Origin of the sequence: Aromatoleum sp. (assembly GCF_036675785.1) — a bacterium.
Taxonomy (GTDB): Bacteria; Pseudomonadota; Gammaproteobacteria; order Burkholderiales; family Rhodocyclaceae; genus Aromatoleum.
This window is the reverse complement of the sequence record NZ_JAKFEF010000023.1, coordinates 15,504-37,136: the sequence shown is the minus strand read 5'-3', so window position 1 is coordinate 37,136 and position 21,633 is coordinate 15,504. Positions and strand designations below refer to the sequence as shown.

Below are 21,633 nucleotides of genomic sequence, written 5' to 3'. Positions count from 1 at the left end.
TGGCCCACTCCTCGGCATCCGGAAGCGGATCCTTGCGCTCGACGATCGGTTTCCACTGTGCGGCGAGTTCGGCGTTCAACGCGATGAACTGGCGCTGCCCGTCCGGTACGTCATCTTCCGAGAAAATCGCCTCCACCGGGCACTCGGCGACGCAAAGGGTGCAATCGATGCATTCGGTCGGGTCGATCACGAGAAAATTCGCGCCTTCCCGAAAACAGTCGACAGGGCACACATCCACACAGTCGGTGTACTTGCAACGGATGCAGGCTTCGGTCACAACATAGGTCATCGCTTGGACTCCAGATCGTCGTTTCCCAGCGCCAGAGGTCGGCACCGGCATTTCCCACAATATAGCCGAGAGCGTCGCCGCTTCGCCACGACGGGCAGAACCACGGACGCGCCGTTCGCCCTTGGGCCGGAGAACTTCTTGACGTTGGGCCCGGGTTGGCATAACTTTTCGGAAACTTCATCTCAGGGGCTCGAATCCGCCTCTGTCGATCGGGCTGACACCAGCCCGCACTCCCTCTCCTAGGCAATTCCGCAACCCGTCACGCGAGGAAACATGAGCGAGCATATTCATTACGTTACCGACGGCAGTTTCGAAGCCGAAGTGCTGCAGTCGGAAACGCCGGTATTGGTCGATTACTGGGCGGAGTGGTGCGGCCCGTGCAAGATGATCGCGCCGATCCTGGACGATGTCGCGAAGGACTACGCCGGCAAACTGAAAGTCGCGAAGCTGAACATCGATGAAAATCAGGAAACGCCCGCGAAATTCGGAATCCGCGGCATCCCGACCCTGATGCTTTTCAAGGGCGGTAACGTCGAAGCAACGAAGGTCGGCGCACTCTCCAAATCGCAGCTGACGGCATTCATTGACAGCAACCTCTGACTCGGACTAGAGTCCCGCTTCGTTTCTGCGGCGCCTACCCGCACCTTGCCGGAATTCCCGGCGCCGCAATCGCTCCCTTCCTGATTCTCCCTTCACCCCGCTTCTCCAATCGCGCCCCGTCGCGCCCTCTCGCCATGCAACTATCGGAGCTCAAGTCTCTCCACGTCAGCCAATTGCTGGAAATGGCAATCGCCAACGAAATCGACGGTGCGAACCGACTTCGGAAACAGGAACTCGTTTTCGCCCTGCTCAAGAATCGGGCGAAGAAGGGCGAGCCGATTTATGGCGACGGCGCACTCGAAGTGCTGCCGGACGGTTTCGGATTCCTGCGCTCGCCGGACATTTCGTATCTTGCCGGCACGGATGATATCTATGTATCACCCTCGCAGATCCGACGTTTCAATCTGCATACCGGGGACACGATCGAGGGCGAGATTCGGACACCGAAGGACGGTGAGCGCTACTTCGCGCTCGTCAAGCTCGACAAGATCAACGGCCAGCCGCCCGAGGCTTGCAAGCACAAGATCCTGTTCGAGAATCTGACGCCGCTGCATCCGAACGCATGCCTGAAGCTCGAGCGCGACATTCGCGGCGAGGAAAATATTACCAGCCGAGTGATCGACATCGTCGCGCCGATCGGCAAGGGTCAGCGCGGCCTGCTCGTCGCGCCGCCAAAAAGCGGCAAGACGGTCATGTTGCAGCACATCGCGCATGCGATCTCCGCGAATCATCCCGACGTAGTCGTGATCGTGCTGCTGATCGACGAACGGCCTGAAGAAGTGACCGAAATGCAGCGTTCGGTGAAGGGGGAGGTCGTCGCCTCCACGTTCGACGAGCCCGCCTCCCGTCACGTTCAAGTCGCCGAGATGGTCATCGAGAAAGCGAAACGGCTTACCGAGCACAAGAAGGACGTGGTGATCCTCCTCGATTCGCTGACTCGCCTCGCACGCGCCTACAACACCGTCGTGCCGGCGTCGGGCAAGGTGCTCACCGGCGGCGTGGATGCGAACGCGTTGCAGAAGCCCAAGCGCTTCTTTGGAGCAGCGAGGAACATCGAGGAAGGCGGTTCGCTGACGATTATTGCCACGGCACTCATCGACACCGGCAGCCGGATGGACGACGTCATCTACGAGGAATTCAAGGGCACCGGCAACATGGAGTTGCACCTTGACCGGCGGATGGCGGAAAAACGGGTGTACCCGGCGATCAACGTCAACCGCTCCGGAACGCGCCGCGAAGAGTTGCTGATGAAACCGGACATCCTTCAGAAAGTCTGGATCTTGCGCAAGTTGCTGTACGGCATGGACGACATCGATGCGATGGAGTTTCTGCTCGACAAGATCAAGGCAACGAAGAACAACGGCGAGTTTTTCGACGCGATGCGGCGCGGCTGACCGTTCGGGCTGCGACCAGGCAGCAGGACAAGAACGCCACTTGTTTCAGGTGGCGTTTTTTTTCGAGCTCCGGCGCGCACACTCACGCACGCGGCTCGCTCGCGAAGCGCGCCGCGGGACCGCGCCCTCCCCGCGCCATAGCAGGAACGGCTGCTGTCGGAATCCTGTGCGCTGAAGAGCGGGCGCCGAACTGCTTCCGTTCGACGCCGACAAACAGCGCTCACTGGTAGTCGAAAAAGCCCTTCCCCGCCTTGCGCCCGAGATAACCCGCTTCCACCATCTCCACGAGCAACGGAGCGGGACGGTATTTCGGATCATTGAAGCCCTGGAACAACACTTGCATCACCGCGAGTTCGACGTCCAGTCCGATCATGTCGCACAACGCGAGCGGTCCCACCGGATGATTGCAGCCCAGCTTCATCGCCTCGTCGATCTCGGCGGCCGTTGCCAACCCCTCCCCGAGCGCGAAGATGGCTTCGTTGATCATCGGGCACAGCATGCGGTTTACGACGAAACCCGGACTGTTGCGGATCTGTACGGGCGCCTTCCCGACCGCCTTCGCAACAGCCTCGACTGCGGCGTAGGTCTCGTCAGAGGTTTGCAGGCCGCGAATCACTTCAACGAGCGCCATCATTGGCACCGGATTGAAAAAGTGCATTCCGATCACCCTGTCGCCGCGGCCCGTCGACGCAGCGAGCTTGGTGATCGAAATCGACGACGTATTACTCGCGATGATCGCGTCCGGCTTCACCGTCGAGTCGATTTGGCCGAACAGCTTCAGCTTGACCGGAAGGTTCTCGGTCGCCGCCTCGATCACCAGGTCGCAATCGGCAAGGGCGGAAAGGTCGGTCGAAGTACTTATCCGGCCGAGCACTTCGGTCTTCTGGGCGGCGGTCATCTTCTCCTTCTTGATCAGCCGATCAAGACTGCCCGAAAGCGTCGCGAGCCCTCGCTGCACTGCCGCGTCGGCCATATCGTTCATCACGACGTCGAAACCGGCAACCGCGAAGGCCTGCGTTATGCCGTTGCCCATCGTCCCGGCACCCACTACTCCGATTTTCTTCAAGCTCATTGTCTAATCCGCTCCTATTGTTGTCGCACCTCCGGACAGCACCGTCCCCGAGCCGTACCAGAGCGCACGGGCGGACTTTAACGCAATTCGGCTGCTTGCGGCGAGCGATGCGAGAACGGCCCAACATGGTGCTTTGTCGCCCAATTCGTTGGCAGGCGCCGCTCGCAAGGAGAAGCGAACGAGACGCCGGAACAACACGGGAGAAGAGAGATACCGAGGGAACGCCCGCAGCGCTCCGGCAGCATGGATTCGCTTTACAGGCGACGTCGGTGACCTTGCCGCCCCTCTTCCTGCCGGAGAGCAGCGGAGTTGCACCTCGGCGTAAGCGCGTCATTTCCCGACCGCCATAGCGGGGAAAACAGCACTACCCACGGCACTACGCGGCATGCTCAGCACACGCAAAAAAAGGAGCCCGAAGGCTCCTTTTTCGTGTTGGCGGAGTGGACGGGGCTCGAACCCGCGACCCCCGGCGTGACAGGCCGGTATTCTAACCAACTGAACTACCACTCCAATTTGACCTGCTCCGACGATTTCTCGTCGGCTTGCGGCTCGTCGTCGTGACGCTCCGCCTTGTAACTGGCGTCCCCACGGGGATTCGAACCCCGGTTATCGCCGTGAAAGGGCGGTGTCCTAGGCCTCTAGACGATGGGGACTTCGTCAATTCTTCCGGCTGGTGGAGGTAAGCGGGATCGAACCGCTGACCTCTTGCATGCCATGCAAGCGCTCTCCCAGCTGAGCTATACCCCCTTGCCCGAAAGAGCGCGCATTATAGGGCGCCATCGGATGGCTGTAAAGCCTGTTTTTGCATGAATTCCGAATTCAGACGACCTTCCCTGGATTCATCAGCCCCGCGGGGTCGAGGCTCCGCTTGATCGTTCGCATCAGATCGAGCTCGACCTCCGACTTATAACGGATGATCTCGGCGCGCTTGAGTTGACCGAGGCCATGTTCGGCGGAAATCGAACCGCCGAGTTCGGCGACCAGGTCGTGAACGATGCGATTGACCTCGGGCGTCCGATCGATGAAGTCGGCGTTCTGCACCGCGTCGGGCTTGGAAAGGTTGTAATGCAGGTTGCCGTCGCCAATATGGCCGAAGGTGACGATCCGCAGGTCCGGCCAGACGTGCAGAAGCGCGGCGTCGGCCCGTTCGATGAATTCCGGAATGCGGCTCACGGGAACCGAAATGTCGTGCTTGATGCTCACACCCTCGACCCTCTGGGCCTCGGAGATGTTTTCCCTCAGTGCCCAGAGCGCCTCGGCCTGCGAAAGGCTCGTTGCGAGCACTGCGTCCTCGACGAGCCCGACATCGACCGCTTCGCCCAGTTTGCGCTCGAGGAGATCATTGAGCGCGGCGTCGTGCGCCGCGTCCTCGAGTTCGATCAGGACACTCCATTCCGGGTCGCCGGTCAACGGCGGGCGCGCGCCGGGGATGTGCCGCAACACGAGCTGAATAGCCGAACGGCCGGCGATCTCGAACGCCGCGACGCGGTCTCCGCAGTGCTGGCGCAGTTGCCCGAGCAGAGTAACTGCTGCATCGGGGCCCGCAACGCTTACCCACGCGGTCGCATGGCTCCGCGGTCGGGGAAAGAGTTCGAGTACGGCGGCCGTAATGATGCCGAGCGTGCCCTCGGCACCGATGAAGAGCTGCTTCAAATCGTAGCCCGTGTTGTCCTTGCGCAATCCCCGCAACCCGTCCCACACGCGCCCGTCGGGCAGAACGACTTCGAGACCGAGCACCAGCTCGCGCATGTTCCCGTACCGCAGCACGTGGACGCCGCCGGCATTCGTCGAGAGGTTGCCGCCGATTTCGCAGCTCCCCTCCGAAGCAAGCGAAAGCGGAAAGAGGCGATCCGCGCCGGCAGCCGCTTCCTGAAGTGCGCTCAGGGTGCAACCGGCTTCGACGACGATCGTGTCGTTGAGCGGATCGATGCTGCGGATGTGGTTAAGGCGCGAAAGGTTGATCACGACGGACGCGCCGTCCTTCAACGGGGTCGCGCCGCCGCACAAGCCCGTATTGCCGCCTTGCGGGACCATCGCCACGTTTGCGGCCGCACACGCCCGGACTACGGCCGCCACTTCGGCTGTGTTACCGGGCTTCACGACCGCGACCGCCGAGCCTGTATAGCGGCCCCGCCAATCCGTGAGATGGGGCGCCATATCGACGATGTCGGTGAGCACGTGCGACTCGCCGATCGCGGCAACGAGGGAGCCGAGAAGTTCGTTCATGTCCGGGCGCCTCCGGTCAGAGTCGGCCGAGACCATGTCGCAAGGCCGAAATCATGCGTTCCACCGCCGCCTCGCCTTCGATGATCGCCTCCTCAGCCCGGTGGAAATCCATCGGCCCGAGATGACCCAGACGGGGTGAAAGCTGCACGTCGGCGGGTTCGCCCGCGAGGCGGCTGCGCGCGATGCGCACCTGCATGATGTTGATGCTGCTCGTCAGCACGGTCAGCAATGAAGGCAGGTTCGGTTCGCCAACCGACGTTTGACCATTTCCCGAAGCACCGTTCCCGAGGAAGCCGAGGCGACCGAGCAGACGCTCCGTCCAGCCGACGCCCCTCTCCTGCTCCGCAGGCGAATGGTGCCAGGAGCGGCCGACCACGTCCGACCCGAGGTCGACCGCGATCACGACATCGGCGCCCAGGGCACGGCACAGCGACACCGGTACCGGGTTCACGAGCCCCCCGTCCACGAGGAGCCGACCCTGGTGAACGATCGGGGCAAGGAGGCCCGGAAGCGCGATCGAGGCGCGGACCGCCTTCGAGACGCTGCCCTCGCGCAGCCAGAACTCACGGCCTGTTTCGAGTTCGGTCGCGACACAGGCGAAAGGCAATTCGAGCTCGGAGAAATCACGGTCGACGAAATTGCGCTCGAAAAACTGGATGAGCTTCTGCCCGCGAATCAGCCCGCCTCGCAGGCTCACGTCGAGCAGCGAAACGACATCCTGCCACTTCAGTGCTCGCGCCCAGTCCGTGAGCTTCGGGAGGTCGCCCGCCGCGAACGCTGCACCGACGAACGCGCCGATCGAACAGCCGGCGACCACCTGCGGCTCGATCCCTTCTTTCGCCAGCGCCCGCAAGACGCCCAGATGCGCCCATCCCCGTGCCGCCCCTCCGCCCAATGCCAGGCCAATTACCGGCCCTTTTCGACCGGCACGCAGGGAGGTCGGCTCGAAGGCCGTGGGGAGGGAAGTCAGTTCAGCGGCTCGGCGTAAAGATCGTGCACGTCGCAGTCGGTGATGCGCACGCGCGTGAATTGTCCCGGCTCCATGCCCTCGCCGTTTGGGATGATGACCAGTCCGTCGATCTCCGGCGCATCGCCGGGGGATCGCGCGACAGCGCCTTCGTCATCCACCTCTTCGACGAGCACCGTAACCTCCCGATCGATCCAGCGTTCGAGCCGCTGCGTCGAGATGTCCTCCTGAAATTCCATCAGCCGCTGACGCCGCTCCTCGCGCACCTCTTCGGGCACGGGATTCTCCAGACGATTCGCTTCCGCGCCTTCGACCGGCGAGTATGCGAACGCGCCGACCCGGTCGAGCTGCGCCTCTTCGAGAAACCGCAGCAACTCCTCGAAATCCTCGTCGGTTTCTCCCGGGAAACCGGTGATGAAGGTCGAACGAATCGTGAGATCTGGGCAGATGCTTCGCCATTTCCGCACGCGCTCGAGAACGTTCTCCGCATTCGCCGGGCGTTTCATCGCCTTGAGAATCCGCGCGCTAGCGTGCTGGAAAGGCACGTCGAGGTACGGCAGGATCTTGCCCTCGGCCATCAGCGGGATCAGTTCGTCGACGCTCGGATACGGATAGACGTAATGCATCCGCACCCACACCCCGAGATCGCCAAGCGCCTTCGCGAGATCGAGCAGTCGCGTCTTCAGCGGGCGTCCGTTCCAGAATCCGGTTCGGTATTTCGTGTCGACTCCGTACGCGCTCGTGTCCTGCGATACGACGAGCAGCTCCTTGACGCCCGCGTCGACAAGCGATTCGGCCTCGCGCATGACCTCGTGGATCGGACGACTGACGAGATCGCCGCGCATCGACGGGATGATGCAGAACGAGCAGCGGTGATTGCAGCCTTCCGAAATCTTCAGGTACGCGTAGTGATTCGGCGTCAGGCGAATGCCTTGCGGCGGAACGAGATCGGTGAATGGATCGTGCGGCTTGGGCAGATGCTGATGCACGGCCTTCATCACCGCGTCGGTCGCGTGGGGGCCGGTGACCGCGAGTACCTGCGGATGCGCCGCCCGCACGACGTCGTCCTTCGCGCCGAGGCAGCCGGTGACGATCACCTTCCCGTTTTCCGCGAGCGCCTCGCCGATCGCGTCGAGGGATTCCTCGACGGCCGCGTCGATGAAGCCGCAGGTATTGACGACGACGAGATCTGCATCGTCGTAGCTGCCCGAAATGTCGTAGCCCTCGGCCCGAAGGCGCGTAAGGATGTGTTCGGAGTCCACGGTCGCCTTCGGGCAGCCGAGGGAGACGAAGCCGACGCGCGGCACGCCCTGGAGTTTCTGTTGCTTCATGCTCTCTGCCGGACCCCTCTGCGGCGACCTCGAACGTCGGCGCGGGGTCGCCTTATTTCTGGACGGGACGGCCGCCCTTGCCGGTGGTGGAATCCGGACCGTCGCTCATTTCGTCCGCCGGGCCCTGCCTGGGCACCTGCGGCTCCTTCGCGGCCGGGGTGTAATTCGGGAACGGAAAGCCCGTGAAGATGTTGCGGGTCTGGCTTTCAATCTGCTCCTGCATCTGCGAGAACATCTTCTTGCTCTGCTCGACGTAGGTGCCCATCACGCTTTGCAACGCCGGTCCCTGGAAGTTCAGGAACTGCGCCCACAGGTCTTGGCTGATCGGGCTGTTTTCACCGTAGATCGCCTGGGCCTGCTCCTGGAGCTTTCCCTGCATTTCGGTGAATGCCTTGATGTTGTTCTCGAGGTATTTGCCCATCATCCCCTGCGTCGCGTTGCCGTAGAAGCGGATCATGTGCGCGAGCAGGTCGCTGGTGAACATCGGCGCGCCGCCCGCTTCTTCCTCGAGGATGATCTGCAGCAGAATGCTCCGCGTGAGATCTTCGCCGGTCTTCGCATCGACGACCTGGAACTCTTCCCGCCCGACGACCAGTTCCTTCACGTCGGCGAGCGTTATGTAGGAACTCGTCCGGGTGTCGTACAAACGGCGGTTGGGATACTTCTTGATGAGGCGGGCTGATCCGGCCATGTTCGCTATTCTCCTCGGCGGCGGTGGTTCCGCTCTATGCGTATTTGCGTCTGCACAAAATTATACCGCGCCGCTAAGCAAAAGCCCCGCCATTCGGCGGGGCCCCGCATTCACGAGGGATACGTCGAACGCCGGTTCAGCACATGTGGAGTCCGCCGTTGATATTGATCGTCGCGCCGGTCACATAGCCCGCGAGGTCCGACGCGAGATACGAGCAAAGGGCGCCGATTTCTTCCGGCTTGCCGAGCCGCTTCATGGGCACCGTATCGATAATGCCCTGGCGGATGTCTTCGCGGATCGCCATGACCATTTCGGTGCCGATATAGCCCGGGGCGATCGCATTGACCGTGACGCCCTTGGTCGCGAGTTCGGCAGCGAGCGCCTTCGTGAAACCGAGCACGCCTGCTTTCGCGGTCGAATAGTTCGTCTGACCGGCCTGCCCCTTGACGCCGTTGACCGACGAGATGTTGATGATCCGTCCGCGACCGCGCTCCGCCATCTTGGGCGAAATGTGGTGCGTCACGTTGAAGAGGCTGTTGAGGTTGGTGTTGATCACCGCGTCCCACTGCGCCTTTTCCATCTTCGGGAAGAACTTGTCGCGAGTGATGCCGGCGTTGTTCACGAGAACGTCGATCGGGCCGACGTCCGACTCGATCTTGCCAACCATCGACTTGCACGACTCGTAGTCGGAGACGTCGCCTTCGGCCGCAACGAATTCGAAGCCCAATTCCTTCTGGCGGGCGAGCCACTCGTCCTTCTGCGGGAAACCGGGCAGACAGTTCGCGACGACGGTCATTCCGTCCTTGGCCAGAGCCTGGCAAATGGCGGTACCTAGACCGCCCATCGCGCCGGTTACGAGTGCGACTTTCTGTACCATCTTGCAATCCTCTTGCAGCAATCGGTGATGAGAAACAACAGGCAATCGCAGCCGTAGCCGTCTGCCCCGCTCCCCAGTTGAACGAATCCGTAGGTTCATTACCACGAAGTGCGCAGATTATAGGACACATCCGCGCGCCGTGCTGCAATGCAAAATCGCAAAAAAACGACGCGCCGCCCGAAGGCGGCGCGTCGCTTATGTCGGAGAAATATTCGGCGATCAGAACATGTGCTGGCCGCCGTTGATCGAGATGTTGGCGCCGGTGACGAACGCGGCCTCCTCGGACGAAAGATACGCGACGAGGCCCGCGATTTCTTCCGGCTTGCCCAGACGGGAAACCGGAATCTGCGGGAGGATCTTCGAGTCGAGGATCTCCTGCGGGATCGCCATGACCATCTTCGTGCCGATGTATCCCGGCGAGATCGTGTTGACGGTCACGCCCGAGCGCGCGACTTCGAGCGCCAGCGCCTTCGTGAAGCCGTGCATGCCGGCCTTGGCTGCGGAGTAGTTGGTCTGGCCGAACGCGCCCTTCTGCCCGTTCACGGACGAGACGTTGATGACGCGCCCCCACTTGCGCTCGACCATGCCGTCCATGACCTGCTTGGTCATGTTGAAGACGCTGTCGAGGTTGGTGCTAATCACCGCATCCCAATCGGCCTTCGTCATCTTGCGGAAGGTCATATCGCGCGTGATGCCGGCGTTGTTGACGAGCACGTCGATCGCGCCGACTTCCTGGGTGACGGCTTCGACACAAGCCTTGCAGGACTCGAAGTCCGAGACGTCGCAGGGGTAGCCCTTGAACGAGTAGCCCATGTTGCTCATCGACTTCAGCCACTCGGACGCCTTGGTATTGCCCGGCGAATGGGTCGTCACGACCTTGTAGCCCAGCGCGGCGAGCTTGATGCAGACCGCCTCGCCCAAACCGCCCATCCCGCCCGTCACAAGTGCAACTCTAGACATTGTTGTTACTCCTCTCTCCGTTTCCATCTCTCGAAGGGTTTCAAATAATGCCGGGCAGCGCCCCCCGTATCCGCTACCGCAAGGTAATTCTTGTTTTCGCAGCCTTTGTCAGGCCTTTTCTTTCACATACCGGCCGGGCGCTGGCTCGATCGGTTCGTATTTCGCATTTCCTGCCCGGCCCCGCGCGGCGACCTGCTTGCCGCCGCGCAGCTTGAGCCACTCGATCCAGTGCAGCCACCAACTGCCCTTGCGTTCGGACGCGCCCTCCAGCCATTCGTCCGGGTCGGCGACGCCGGAGGGGTTCGTCCAGAAGCTGCGCCGGTTCTTCGACGCGGGGTTGATCGCGCCGGCAATATGTCCGCTCGCCCCGAGCACGAAAGTCGCGTCGCCGCCGAGCAGCCCCCGGGACAGGTAGGCACCCTTCCAAGGCACGATGTGGTCTTCGCGCGTCGCGAGCACGTAGGCGGGCGCGTCGATCTTCCCGAGGTCCACCTTGACGCCCAGCATCTTCAGCTTGCCGGGAACCCGAAGGTTGTTCTCGAGATACATGTTGCGCAGGTACCAAGTGAGGAACGGTCCGGGCAGGTTCGTGCTATCGGAATTCCAGTACAGCAGGTCGAACGCGGGCGGCTTGCCCCCCTTCAGGTAGTTGCCGACGACGTACTGCCAGATCAAGTCGTTCGCGCGCAGCGACGAGAACACGTTCGCCAGTTCCTGTCCCTTGAGCAGTCCGCTCTTGCCGATCGCGGCCTCGCGCGCAGCGACGCTGGCTTCATCGACGAGACAGCCGAGTTCGCCGGCATCGGCGAAATCGAGCAGCGTCGTCATCAGCGTCAGGCTTTCGACCGGATCCTCGCCCCGCGCCCGCGCGACCGCCACCGCCGACGTCAGGATCGTGCCGCCGACGCAGAATCCGAGCACGTTCGGCTTCTTGACGCGGGTGACGGCGCGCACGACGTCGAGCGAGCTGAGCACGCCCTTGTCGAGATAATCGTCCCAGGTGAACCGCGACTCGTCGGGCTGCACGTTCTTCCATGACACGAGGAAAACGGTGAAGCCCTGCTCGACGATGAAGCGCACCAGCGAGTTCTCGGCCTGGAGATCCAGGACGTAGAACTTGTTGATGCTCGGCGGAACGATGAGCAGCGGCGTCTGCGCAACCTTGTCAGTCAGTGGCGCGTACTGGATCAGCTGAATCAGTTCATTTTCATAGATGACCGAGCCCGGCGTGATCCCGAGATTGCGCCCGACCTCGAACGCGGACTCGTCAGTCATCGAGATGTGACCGCGTTCGAGATCGGCGATGAGGTTCTTCAGGCCGGTCGTGATGCTTTCGCCCTTCGACGCGAGAGCGACCTTGATGAATTCAGGGTTCGTCGCGGCAAAGTTCGACGGCGCGAGCGCATCGATGTATTGGCGGGTGAGGAAGCGCACGCGCGACTTCGCGCGGCCATCGGCCATCGGCATCGCGTCGGAAACCTGCTTCAGGAACTCCGAGTTCAACAGATAGGCTTGACGCACATAGTCGTACATCGGGCTTTCCGCCCATTCCTGCGCTGCGAACCGCCGGTCGCCCGGCTCCGGCGTCACGATCGGCTCGGACTTCTCGCCCGGCTTGCGCTGCAGCATCGACGACCACAGGGCCGTGTGGCGCTCCGCGAAACGCTGCTGCAGACGGCCGAACTCCTCGGCTTCCGGGAGCGGCAGGCGCTCCACCGCAGCGCCGCTGCTGTTCTCCATCGCCGCGTGCTGGCGCGCCACCGCGTCGAAAAAATTCTGCGCCATCGCCTGGCCGAACTGCAGCATCCCGAGCATCGCCGCGTTCGGCCCCTTATCTTCCGAATCAGACATCCGCCCCTCCTGAGGCATCTTCCGGGGATGCGCCGTCCGCCCTCCCCCGCATTTCCGTTGCTGCTTCCACCGTGACTTGCCGGGCAAGGAGGGCCGCAGGCACAAGCCTGTAGAATCAGCTCATGTATATCGTCGCAATCGCGTGGCTCTACGTCGTGCTGCTCGCCGCCGTCTCGGATACGACCGTAGTCGGCGGCGTGCTCACGTTCGTCTTCTGGGGTGTCGGGCCGCTCGGCCTGTTCCTGTGGCTCGTCGGTACTCCCGCGCGGCATCGTCACGCGTCGAAGGACGTCGGCGGCGAAAAGACAGGTGCGAACGATAGTGCCGATCCGGACGTAAAGCAATAGCAAATCATGCAGTTAGGCTACTCCGAAAGCCAGACTACCGAAGCAAAGCGACCCGTCGTACCATCTCTACGGTATGAAAAAAAATGGTCCGGCGAAAAGTAGGTACATATTTCACCGCCATATATACGCTCGATACCGAGTTTCCGAAGACGGAGCCGCGCGAGCATGAAAAGGTCGCCCATCCATTTGCCGGCAGCTCCTGCCGGACGAAACGCGGCGGCCGCGAGCGGGTCTGCCGCGACGAAGCAGTTGCGAACGTCGTCGCCGACTTCGAACGCCCGCGGCCCGATCGCGGGCCCGAGCCATGCGAGGACGTTTTCGGGTCGCTCGCCCATGCGCGCGAGGGTCGCATCGAGGACGCCCGCCGCGAGTCCTCGCCATCCCGCATGCGTCGCGGCGGCGACCGTCCCTCCTTCGTTGCAGAAGAGGACCGGAAGGCAGTCGGCGGTCATCACCGCGCAGACCACCCGAGGGCGCGTGGCGATGGACGCGTCGGCCCGGACGGGGCCGGTATTCTCGTCGGCGTCCGCGACGGCCGTCCCGTGCACCTGATCGAGCCATAGCGGCTCGGCCGGCAGGCGGGCGCGCAGCAGCGCGCGGTTCCGAGTGACCGCGTCGGGCGCATCGCCGACGTGCAGGCCGAGGTTGAGGCTCGCGTACGGCCCGACGCTGACCCCGCCGTTGCGGGTCGTCACCAGCGCCTTGACGTTCGCGGGTGCCGGCCAGTCCGGTTCGAGCCAGTCACCGCCGGTCATGGCTGCGGCACCCGGAGCCGAGCCAGGAGATCCTCGAAATCGCGCGGCAGCGCGGACTCCCACGACATTTCCTCATGCGTCACCGGATGTCGCAGGCCAAGGCGAAACGCGTGCAGCGCCTGCCGCGGGAACTCGTCGAGCAGTCGATCGCCGCTGCGGCGCAGCCCGTACGTCGCATCGCCGACGAGCGGATGGCCGATGTTCGCCATGTGGACACGGATCTGGTGCGTGCGGCCGGTCTCGAGACGGCATTCGACGAGGGTCGCGCGTTCGAAGCGCTCGCGGACGAGGTAATGCGTGACGGCAGGACGTCCGGACTGGACGACCGCCATCCGCACGCGCTGGGTCGGGTGGCGGCCGATCGGTGCCTCGACGGTCCCGCTGCCGGACACGACGCGATGCACGAGCGCGAGGTAATGGCGCCCGACCGTCCGCGCCTGCAACTGCCGGACGAGATCGGTCTGCGCTTCGAGCGTTTTGGCGACAACGAGCAGGCCGCTGGTGTCTTTGTCGAGCCGGTGCACGATGCCCGCCCGCGGCACGCTCCCGAGCGCGGGCGCGTGGTGCAACAGCGCATTGAGCAGCGTGCCGCTCCAGTTGCCGCTCCCGGGATGGACGACGAGGCCGACCGGCTTGTCAATGACGAGGATCGCGTCGTCCTCATGGACCACCGCAAGGGGAATATCCTCCGGCGCGCCGGCGATCGCCTCCGGCGGCGGCGCGGCATCGACCTGGAGCGCTTCCCCGCCCCACACCTTGAACTTCGCATCGGGCTGGGCGCCGTCGAGGTTCACCCGACCCGCTTTCAGCCAACCCTGGAGTCGGCTGCGCGAATGCGACGGGAACAGCCGGGCGAGCGCCTGGTCGAGCCGAAGTCCCGCGCAGTCGGCCGGAATCGTCAGTTCGTGGTGTAAAGCGCCCTCATCCTCTGGGCTATAATCGTCCGGTTCATTCACGCGAGTTTTTTCGATGGCCAGGTTCACCCTTCGGAGTTTAGCGGTTATCGGCGCCTTGCTGCTCGGCGGCTGCGGGCTTCTGCCGGAGCAGATCGACGAGACCGCGGGCTGGAACGCGCAGCGTCTCTACACCGAAGCCAAGACCTTGATGACCGAAGGCAATTACGAACAGGCGATCAAGCTGTTCGAAAAGCTCGAGGCCCGCTATCCATACGGCCGCTACGCGCAGCAGGCGCAGATCGAGGTCGCTTACGCGCACTTCAAGTCGGCCGAACCCGCGCTCGCGATCGCGGCGGCCGACCGCTTCATCAAGCTGCATCCGAACCATCCGAACGCCGACTACGCGTACTACCTGAAGGGACTCGCGACCTTCAACGAGGACCTCGGCCTGCTCGCGGGCCTGTCGAACCAGGATCTCTCGGAACGCGATCCGAAAGGCGCGCAGGAATCGTTCGACACCTTCGCGCAGCTCGTTAACCGTTTCCCGGAAAGCCGCTACGCGGAAGACGCTCGCCAGCGCATGCAGTACCTCGTCAACGCGCTCGCGTCGCACGAAGTTCACGTCGCCCGGTACTACTCGCGGCGCGGCGCGCACATCGCGGCGATCAACCGCGCGAAGGCGGCGCTGACGACTTACCCGCAGGCGCCAGCGACCGAAGAAGCGCTGTTCCTGCTCGTCAAGAGCTACGACACGCTCGGCCTGACCGAGCTGCGCGACGACGCCGAACGCGTGATGCGCAAGAACTTCCCGAACAGCGTGTATTTCGCCGGCGGCCCGCAGGACAACCGGCCCTGGTGGCAGCTCTGGTGAGCGCTGCGCGGCCGGACTCCCGCCCGGCCGCGTCGGTTCAGTTCCGCCCGTAGGTATCCTCGAAGCGGACGATGTCGTCCTCGCCGAGATAGCTGCCCGACTGGACCTCGATCATCTCGAGCAGCATCTTTCCCGGATTTTCCAGCCGGTGCGTTACACCGAGCGGAATGTAGGTCGACTGGTTCTCGGACAGCAGGAAGGTCTCGTCCCCGCGGGTGACGCGCGCCGTGCCGCGCACGACGATCCAGTGCTCCGCGCGGTGATGATGCATCTGCAGGCTCAGCGACGCACCCGGCTTGACCTCGATGTGCTTGACCTGGAAACGGCCGCCGTTGTCGATGGAGTCGTAGCAGCCCCACGGCCGGTGGATCTTGCGGTGCGCGAGCGCCTGCGACCGGTTTTCGGATTTCAGCCGCGCGACGATCTTCTTGACGTCCTGGGTGTGGTCCTTGCCGGCGACCATCACCGCGTCGGGCGTCTCGACGATCACGAGGTTCTCCACGCCGACGCACACGACCATCCGGCTCGACGCATGCACGAGGCTCCCGGTCGTGCCCTCGAACATCACATCGCCGCGTGCCGAGTTCCCCTGCTCGTCCTTGTCGGCAAGCGCCCATAGCGCGTCCCATGCGCCGACGTCGGACCACCCCACCGACATCGGCACCACCTTCGCCGCGACGCCGAGCGCGGGCGTTCCCGCGAGCTTTTCCATCACCGCGTAGTCGATCGAGTCCGACGGGCAGGCTTCGAACGCTTCGCGCCCGATTCGCACGAAATCCGCGTCGTGCCGCGCGGCCTCGAACGCCGACTCGCAGGCGGCGAGCATGTCGGGATTCAGCTGCGCGAGCGCCTTCAGCCAAGTGCTCGCCTTCATCATGAAGAGGCCGCTGTTCCACAGGTAGGCCCCGCTCGCGACGTACTCGGTCGCGGTGCGCTCGTCGGGTTTCTCGACGAAGGACGCGACATCGTGGACGCCCGGACTCGTCTCCTCGCCGACCCGGATGTAGCCGTAGCCGGTTTCCGCGCGCTCAGGCACGATGCCGAACGTCACCATCGCGCCCGCGAGCGCGGCTTCGATGCCGACGTCGACGGTGCGGTGGAAAGCCTGGGTGTCGCGGATGACATGATCGGCCGGCATCACGAGGAGCACGCCGTCGTCCCAGTCGCGCCGCACGCTCAGCGCGGCGAGCGTCAGCGCCGGTGCGGTATTGCGCCCGGCGGGCTCGAGCAGGATGCGGCAATCCGGGCAGGCCGTGGCCCGCATCTGCTCCGCGGTGATGAAGCGGTATTCCTCATTGCAGACGACCAGCGGACGATCGGCGACCGGCAGCGCGCCCGAAAAACCGTCGAGGCGGCGCGCCGTCTGCTGCAGCATCGTCGTGTCGCCGATCAGCGCCAACAGTTGTTTCGGATACTGCTCGCGGGACAGCGGCCACAGCCGCGTGCCGGAACCGCCGGACAGGATTACAGGGTGGAGTTTCATGGATCTCTACCGTCGAAATTCAGGGGGCGCGCCGCCGCGGGGAAAACCGTAAGCGGGCCGCGCCCGTCCGAGAATACGACACAAATCCCGATGCCATGGCGGGGAGCTGCAAGAGAATGTGATCCCTCGTTTCCCGTCAGCTCGCACGCACGCGGAAGATATCGCACTCGAGCCCGTAGAGCTTCACCTTCTGATACAGCGTGCTCTTCGCGATCGCGAGTTCGCGAGCCGCGCGGGTCAGGTTGCCGTGGGTCGCCGCAATCGCGCGGCGGATCAGTTCCGCTTCGCCTTCCGCCATGCTGTTGACCTGCAACGCTGCCGAAGGCACCGTCCCCGCGACTGCGGAAAAAAACGGTTCGGACGCCGGCGCGGCGCCGAGCAGCTCCGGCGGCAGCGCGTCGAGACCGACCGTTTCGCCGTCGCTCATCAGCAGCATGCTTTCGATGACGTTGCGCAGCTCGCGGACGTTGCCGGGCCACGTGTAGGCTTCGAGCCGAATGATCACATCGTCATGGAGCCGACGCGGACCGAGATCGTGCTGCTTGCGGAAGCGCTCGACGAAATGCTCGGCGAGCGCGCGAACGTCGCCCTTCCGGTCGCGTAGCGGTGGAATGCGGATCGACGTGACGGCGACGCGATAGTAGAAGTCCATGCGGAAACGGCCGTCGGCAACTTCCTTGCGCAGGTCGCGGTTCGTCGCGGCGACGAGGCGGAAATTGACCTTCCGCGGCACGTTCTCGCCGAGACGATAGATCTCGCTCTGTTCGAGCACGCGCAGCAGGTGCGGCTGCAAGTCCAGCGGCATCTCGCCGATTTCATCGAGGAATAGCGTGCCGCCGTTGGCTGCTTCGATCTTGCCGACGAGGCCGCCGCGGCGGGCGCCGGTGAATGCGCCGTCCACGTAGCCGAAAAGTTCGCTCGCGAGCAGTTCGCGCGAAAGACCGCCGCAATTGAGCGCGACGTAAGGCCCGTCGCGGAAGGGGCTCGCGCGGTGCAGTCCCTGCGCGAACTCCTCCTTGCCGGCACCCGTCTCGCCGAGCAGCAGCACCGGGACTTTCGAACGAGCGAGCTGGTCGGCCTTGCGCACGGCGTCGCGCAGCCCGGGGTCGCGGGTAATCACAGTCGAGAACCCGGGAGGCATGCCCTGCGCATTCCCCGGTTCATGCGACAGCGCGCGGACGCCCTCGCCGGCGATCGTGCGGCCGAGGCGCGGCAGCGGCAGGACGAGCAAGGTCCCGAGGCGCGCGCCGGTCTTGCCGACGACCGGTTCCAGCCATTCCTTGCGCATCCACGGCGGCAGTCCCGAATCCTGGATCGGCTCGCCGCGCTCGCCGATCGCGAGCGACGGAATGCGGCGCGGCGCCGCGAGATCGAGATCGGCCCCGAGTGCGGACATCGCGGCCTGGGCGATCTCGTTCGCCTTCACCGGATAACCCCGGCGGTCGAACAGCACGAGTCCGTCTGTGCCGCCGGACCAGCGGGGCAGCGACGCGTCGAGCAGCAGATAGCGCCGCTCCATCTCGCGCATCGCGATCTTGCTCTCGATGCGGCTCGCGGTCGTCACGACGAGTGCGAGGCTCTGCCGGCTGTAGCTTTCCGAAAGCCCGGAGACGTCGACGACGCCGATGATCTCGCCGTCGTGCGGGTGGCGGATGACCGTCGCCGAACAGGTCCACCGCTTGATGCCCGCGCAGTAATGCTCGGCGGAATGGATCTGCACCGGCTCGCCGACTGCGAGCGCCGTGCCGATCGCGTTCGTGCCGCACAGGCGTTCGCTCCAAGCAACGCCGGGCAGCAGGTGGATGCTCTCGGCGACGCCGAGCGTCGGGTCGTCGCCTTCCATCGTCAGGATCGTGCAGCTCGTGTCCGCGAGCGCCATCACGGTGCCCGTTTCTGCGAGAAAATCGCGCGCATACGCCATGATGGGGGCGCTCGCCTCGAGCAACTCGCTGTGGTTCTGCTTCATTGCGGCCAGCGTTGACGCCTCGACCGGGGGCGGAGCGCTGCGCTTGTCGGGGTCGACGTTGTGCTGCTGGCAGCGCTGCCACGAGCCGTCCACGAGCGACCGCAGCGAATCGCTGGGGCGCCGGGTGCCATCGAGAAACCGTTCCCACGCCGCCATGATCATCGCGTCGTTGCCGGGATCGGAAAACCTCTGCCCTTCGGAAATCCGTGTCATTCAGTCTCTCCTCCTTTCGGGTGCTTCGCGGCGGCCGCTCCAAGTGCGGTCATTTGGACTGTGTCCTGTCGTTCTGCGCGCGAAGCCCACGTTAGATGTTTTATACGTCGGTACGCTCTCCAGCAACAAAGAAACCATGTCGTCCTGTCGACATGGATGGTAAAAAATAGCAAAGGCGATGCCACATCACGAGCGGCACGAACAATTGCTAACATGCCGGCAATAGTGCGAGAAACCGGGCCGAAATCGCGCGAAATCAAGCGAAAACTCCGTTGTCTGCCGGTGAAACGGCCGACGTCGATCGGCCGATTTCCGGACGCTTCGCGCCGCCCGGCGTTCGAAATCCGGACGCCGGTCGTCCGGGGATCGGTCGCCCGGCGATCGAGGCGTCACGCTTCCGCCGCGGCCGGGCGGCACGCGCGAATCGCATCAAGCGTCCGCGGGCAATCGAGGCGCGCCAGTTCGTGGAGCGCTTCGTCGAGATAGGCCGCACGCACGAGGCGGCGCCGGTCTCGGTCGTTCTTCGTCGCCGGCAGCGCCGCGACCAGATGGACGCGGACCGGGCTGAGTGCTGCGCCCAGGCGTAGCGCGAGATGCGCGATGAGTTCGCGTTCCGCGTCGCCCGGACCGCACCCGCCTCTCTCACATCCGGCCGGCTCCCGCGCGAGCGCGACGAAGCAGACGACCGCCTCGCCCTCGCGCGGGTCCGGAACGCCGATTGCGACCGCGTCGCCGACGAGCGGATGGGCGGCGAGCGCGAACTCGTATTCGGCGGGGGCGACCCGCCTGCCGGCGACCTTCAGCGTGTCGTCGCTGCGCCCATGAATGAACCAGTGGCCATCCTCGTCGGTGCATGCCCAGTCGCCGGGCAGCCAGAGGCCCGGCGATCGCGAGCGGCAGGTCTTCAGGTATCGCTCGTCGTCTTGCCAGAAGCCGTGCGCCATGCCCGGCCACGGCGCACGCAGCACGAGCTCGCCCGCGCCGCGGACAGCGCCGGGGGCTCGCGCCGCGACGCCGCCGCGCCCGCATCCACCCGAGGGATGACCCGCGCTCGCGGCCGCGTTCGACGACAGCAGCGAGCGTCCGCCGGCATCGACGACGTCCGCGATCATGCCCGGCACCGGCCCCGCGAGGCCGCGGGGCTTCTGCGGCAGGCCCGGAAAGCACGCGAGGATCGCGCCGCCGATCTCGGTCCCGCCGCAATAGTGGATGATCGGGCAGCGCTGCCTTCCGACATCGTGAAAGAGCCAGTGCCACGCGGCGTCAGTCCACGACTGCCCGGTCGATCCGAAGAGGCGCAGCCGGTCCAGCGCGCCGGGTGCCGGCAGGCCGTCGACTCCCGCCGCCATCAGCAGGCGCCCGGCCCCCGGCGACATCCCGAGATGTGTGACGCGGTGACGCGCCGCGAGTTGCCAGATGCGCCGGGCGGATGGAAAGTCCGGCACGCCTTCGAACAGCACGACCGTCGCGCCGCGCAACAAGCCGCCGAACAGCAGCCACGGACCGAGCATGCGGCCCATGTCGGCGAGCCACATCAGGCGGTCGCCCGGTTGCACGTCGAAGGTCATCAACATGTCCTGGGCGGCCTTCAGCGGGAAGCCGGCGTGCGTATGGACGACGCCTCTCGGCCCATCGTTCGCGGTCGACGTGTACAGCAGCATCAATGGTGTGTCGGCGTCGAACACCGCCGGGCCGGCCTGCGGCCGGCTTTGCGCGACGAGGATGCGGTAGTCCCGTTCGCGCCAGCTCGCGAGGATCGGCTCCGGCGGCGCGACGGCACCGAGGCGCGGCACGACGACGAGGCAGGCGACTTCCGCGCATTGGGCCGCGGCGGCGCGTGCTTTCGCGAGCATGTCGACGGGCGTGCCGCGCCGCAGGCAACCATCGGCGCAGACGACCCACTTCGCGCCGCTGTCGGCGAGGCGGCTCGCGAGCACGTCGGCGCCGTAGCCCGACGAGAGCGGCACCGCGATCGCGCCGAGCCGCGCGGCCGCGAGCAGCGCGACCGCGGCCTCGGGCAGCGCCGGCAGGTAGATCGCGACGCGCTCGCCGGTCACGACGCCGAGCTCGGCGAGCCCGGCCGCGAGGCGCCGCGCTTCATCGTCCAGCTGCGCGCAGGACAGTTCGGCAGTCGCGCCGTCGTCGCCTTCCCACGCCAGCACGACGCGCTCCGGGTCCTCCCGCGCGATGCGACCGACGAGATGTTCGTAGAGGTCGAGTTTCCCGCCGACGAACCAACGCGGCGCCGCCGGGCCATTCGACATATCGAGAACCGCACGGTAGCGCGTCGCCCAGCGCAGTCCCAGCGCGTCCTCGACTTCGGCCCAGAATCGGGTCGGTTCCTCCGCCGCGACCGCGTGCAGTTCGGCGAGGTCGACGTAGCCGTAATTGCGCAGGAAACCGGCGAGCGCCGTGTCCTCGAAGCGGATGCCGCTCGCGCAGCAGGTTGCCATGCTTGTCCCCTTGTCCCCGTCACGAGCGGCGGCGCGGGTTTGCGGTCCGGGCTCGTCGTCGACTCATGTCGCGAGCGCCGCAACTGCTTCATCACGCGTGTAGAACTCGCCGCATCGCAGGAAGCCGGAGACGAGCGAGCCCTTGGTCGCGGCGACCCGCCCGCGGCCGTCGCGCGCGACGACGACTTCGTCAGGCAGCCCGTCGAGAAGGTGGCAGGGTGCCGGGCGGCCATCGGCGAAGCGGGAGCGGTAGATCCGGTGCGTCTCGTTGTCGAGGAACGCCGGTTCGAAACCGCTGCCGCGATTTTCTTCCGAGCGCCCGCCGGTGCCTTCGAAGATGCGGTTCTCGCGCCGCAATTCGGTCTCGGTCAGCAGCATCGTCATGACCGCC

Annotated in this window: 19 protein-coding genes and 3 tRNA genes; 4 read left to right on the top strand and 18 right to left on the bottom strand. The window is 64.8% G+C overall.

Annotation, left to right across the window (positions count from 1 at the left end):
- Window positions 1-289 (bottom strand): ferredoxin FdxA (gene fdxA / locus V6M37_RS05925; RefSeq protein WP_332671603.1); only part of this gene is annotated, 289 nt, incomplete at its 3' end.
- Between the two features lie 273 nt (window positions 290-562).
- Between fdxA and trxA the strand changes: the two genes are divergently transcribed.
- Window positions 563-889 (top strand): thioredoxin TrxA, encoded by a 327-nt coding sequence (trxA, locus tag V6M37_RS05920; RefSeq protein ID WP_332671601.1) that lies wholly within the window; start codon window positions 563-565, stop codon window positions 887-889.
- A gap of 134 nt (window positions 890-1,023) precedes the next feature.
- Entirely contained in the window at window positions 1,024-2,283 is a 1,260-nt protein-coding gene (rho, locus tag V6M37_RS05915) for a transcription termination factor Rho (protein WP_332671600.1), read from the top strand.
- Window positions 2,284-2,503: 220 nt separating this feature from the next.
- Here the strand turns inward: rho and V6M37_RS05910 are convergent, their stop codons facing one another.
- The 11 genes from V6M37_RS05910 to phaC all read right to left on the bottom strand — a co-directional run bounded on the left by V6M37_RS05910 (window position 2,504) and on the right by phaC (window position 12,258).
- On the bottom strand, window positions 2,504-3,355 hold the full coding sequence (locus tag V6M37_RS05910) for a 3-hydroxybutyryl-CoA dehydrogenase (protein ID WP_332671599.1): 852 nt from the start codon (window positions 3,353-3,355) through the stop codon (window positions 2,504-2,506).
- A gap of 433 nt (window positions 3,356-3,788) precedes the next feature.
- Window positions 3,789-3,865, bottom strand: a tRNA-Asp gene (locus V6M37_RS05905).
- Window positions 3,866-3,932: 67 nt separating this feature from the next.
- Window positions 3,933-4,008 (bottom strand) — tRNA-Glu (locus V6M37_RS05900).
- 18 nt (window positions 4,009-4,026) lie between these two features.
- Window positions 4,027-4,102 (bottom strand) — tRNA-Ala (locus V6M37_RS05895).
- A 72-nt stretch (window positions 4,103-4,174) separates the two neighbouring features.
- Window positions 4,175-5,581 (bottom strand): FAD-binding oxidoreductase, encoded by a 1,407-nt coding sequence (locus tag V6M37_RS05890; protein WP_332671598.1) that lies wholly within the window; start codon window positions 5,579-5,581, stop codon window positions 4,175-4,177.
- A gap of 16 nt (window positions 5,582-5,597) precedes the next feature.
- Window positions 5,598-6,551: a patatin-like phospholipase RssA gene (gene rssA, locus V6M37_RS05885; RefSeq protein ID WP_332671602.1), complete on the bottom strand. Its 954-nt coding sequence runs from the start codon at window positions 6,549-6,551 to the stop codon at window positions 5,598-5,600.
- Window positions 6,548-7,879 carry a 30S ribosomal protein S12 methylthiotransferase RimO gene (gene rimO, locus V6M37_RS05880; RefSeq protein WP_332671597.1) on the bottom strand — a complete coding sequence of 444 codons (1,332 nt, stop codon included), beginning with the start codon at window positions 7,877-7,879 and terminating at the stop codon, window positions 6,548-6,550. Before rimO ends, rssA begins: the two co-directional genes overlap by 4 nt.
- Window positions 7,880-7,931: 52 nt before the next feature.
- Window positions 7,932-8,570 carry a polyhydroxyalkanoate synthesis repressor PhaR gene (gene phaR, locus V6M37_RS05875; RefSeq protein ID WP_332671596.1) on the bottom strand — a complete coding sequence of 213 codons (639 nt, stop codon included), beginning with the start codon at window positions 8,568-8,570 and terminating at the stop codon, window positions 7,932-7,934.
- A gap of 136 nt (window positions 8,571-8,706) precedes the next feature.
- The gene (locus tag V6M37_RS05870; protein ID WP_332671595.1) at window positions 8,707-9,447 is read right to left on the bottom strand and encodes a beta-ketoacyl-ACP reductase; all 741 of its coding nucleotides are present in this window, start codon (window positions 9,445-9,447) and stop codon (window positions 8,707-8,709) included.
- Window positions 9,448-9,666: 219 nt separating this feature from the next.
- Window positions 9,667-10,407 carry an acetoacetyl-CoA reductase gene (gene phbB, locus V6M37_RS05865; RefSeq protein ID WP_332671594.1) on the bottom strand — a complete coding sequence of 247 codons (741 nt, stop codon included), beginning with the start codon at window positions 10,405-10,407 and terminating at the stop codon, window positions 9,667-9,669.
- 108 nt (window positions 10,408-10,515) lie between these two features.
- On the bottom strand, window positions 10,516-12,258 hold the full coding sequence (phaC, locus tag V6M37_RS05860; protein WP_332671593.1) for a class I poly(R)-hydroxyalkanoic acid synthase: 1,743 nt from the start codon (window positions 12,256-12,258) through the stop codon (window positions 10,516-10,518).
- Window positions 12,259-12,380: 122 nt separating this feature from the next.
- Between phaC and V6M37_RS05855 the strand changes: the two genes are divergently transcribed.
- Window positions 12,381-12,605, top strand: a complete 225-nt coding sequence (locus V6M37_RS05855) for a hypothetical protein (protein WP_332671592.1) — start codon at window positions 12,381-12,383, stop codon at window positions 12,603-12,605.
- Between the two features lie 17 nt (window positions 12,606-12,622).
- Here the strand turns inward: V6M37_RS05855 and pgeF are convergent, their stop codons facing one another.
- Together pgeF and rluD are read right to left on the bottom strand one after the other, a co-directional pair.
- Complete coding sequence (gene pgeF, locus V6M37_RS05850; protein ID WP_332671591.1) at window positions 12,623-13,360, bottom strand: peptidoglycan editing factor PgeF; 738 nt, start codon at window positions 13,358-13,360, stop codon at window positions 12,623-12,625.
- Window positions 13,357-14,316, bottom strand: a complete 960-nt coding sequence (rluD, locus tag V6M37_RS05845) for a 23S rRNA pseudouridine(1911/1915/1917) synthase RluD (RefSeq protein WP_332671590.1) — start codon at window positions 14,314-14,316, stop codon at window positions 13,357-13,359. The genes pgeF and rluD overlap by 4 nt, the downstream gene beginning before the upstream one ends.
- A 13-nt stretch (window positions 14,317-14,329) precedes the next feature.
- Here rluD and V6M37_RS05840 point away from each other — a divergent pair, with 13 nt between their 5' ends.
- Window positions 14,330-15,127, top strand: coding sequence for an outer membrane protein assembly factor BamD (locus V6M37_RS05840; protein ID WP_332671589.1), 798 nt, complete (start codon window positions 14,330-14,332; stop codon window positions 15,125-15,127).
- Between the two features lie 37 nt (window positions 15,128-15,164).
- Here V6M37_RS05840 and V6M37_RS05835 read toward each other — a convergent pair whose 3' ends face one another.
- The 4 genes from V6M37_RS05835 to V6M37_RS05820 form a co-directional block, all read right to left on the bottom strand.
- Window positions 15,165-16,610, bottom strand: coding sequence for a mannose-1-phosphate guanylyltransferase/mannose-6-phosphate isomerase (locus V6M37_RS05835; RefSeq protein WP_332671588.1), 1,446 nt, complete (start codon window positions 16,608-16,610; stop codon window positions 15,165-15,167).
- A gap of 136 nt (window positions 16,611-16,746) precedes the next feature.
- Window positions 16,747-18,789, bottom strand: coding sequence for a sigma-54-dependent Fis family transcriptional regulator (locus V6M37_RS05830; RefSeq protein WP_332671587.1), 2,043 nt, complete (start codon window positions 18,787-18,789; stop codon window positions 16,747-16,749).
- 389 nt (window positions 18,790-19,178) lie between these two features.
- Window positions 19,179-21,242 (bottom strand): AMP-binding protein, encoded by a 2,064-nt coding sequence (locus tag V6M37_RS05825; protein ID WP_332671586.1) that lies wholly within the window; start codon window positions 21,240-21,242, stop codon window positions 19,179-19,181.
- A gap of 63 nt (window positions 21,243-21,305) precedes the next feature.
- On the bottom strand, window positions 21,306-21,626 hold the full coding sequence (locus tag V6M37_RS05820) for a hypothetical protein (protein WP_332671585.1): 321 nt from the start codon (window positions 21,624-21,626) through the stop codon (window positions 21,306-21,308).
- Between the last annotated feature and the right edge of the window lie 7 nt (window positions 21,627-21,633).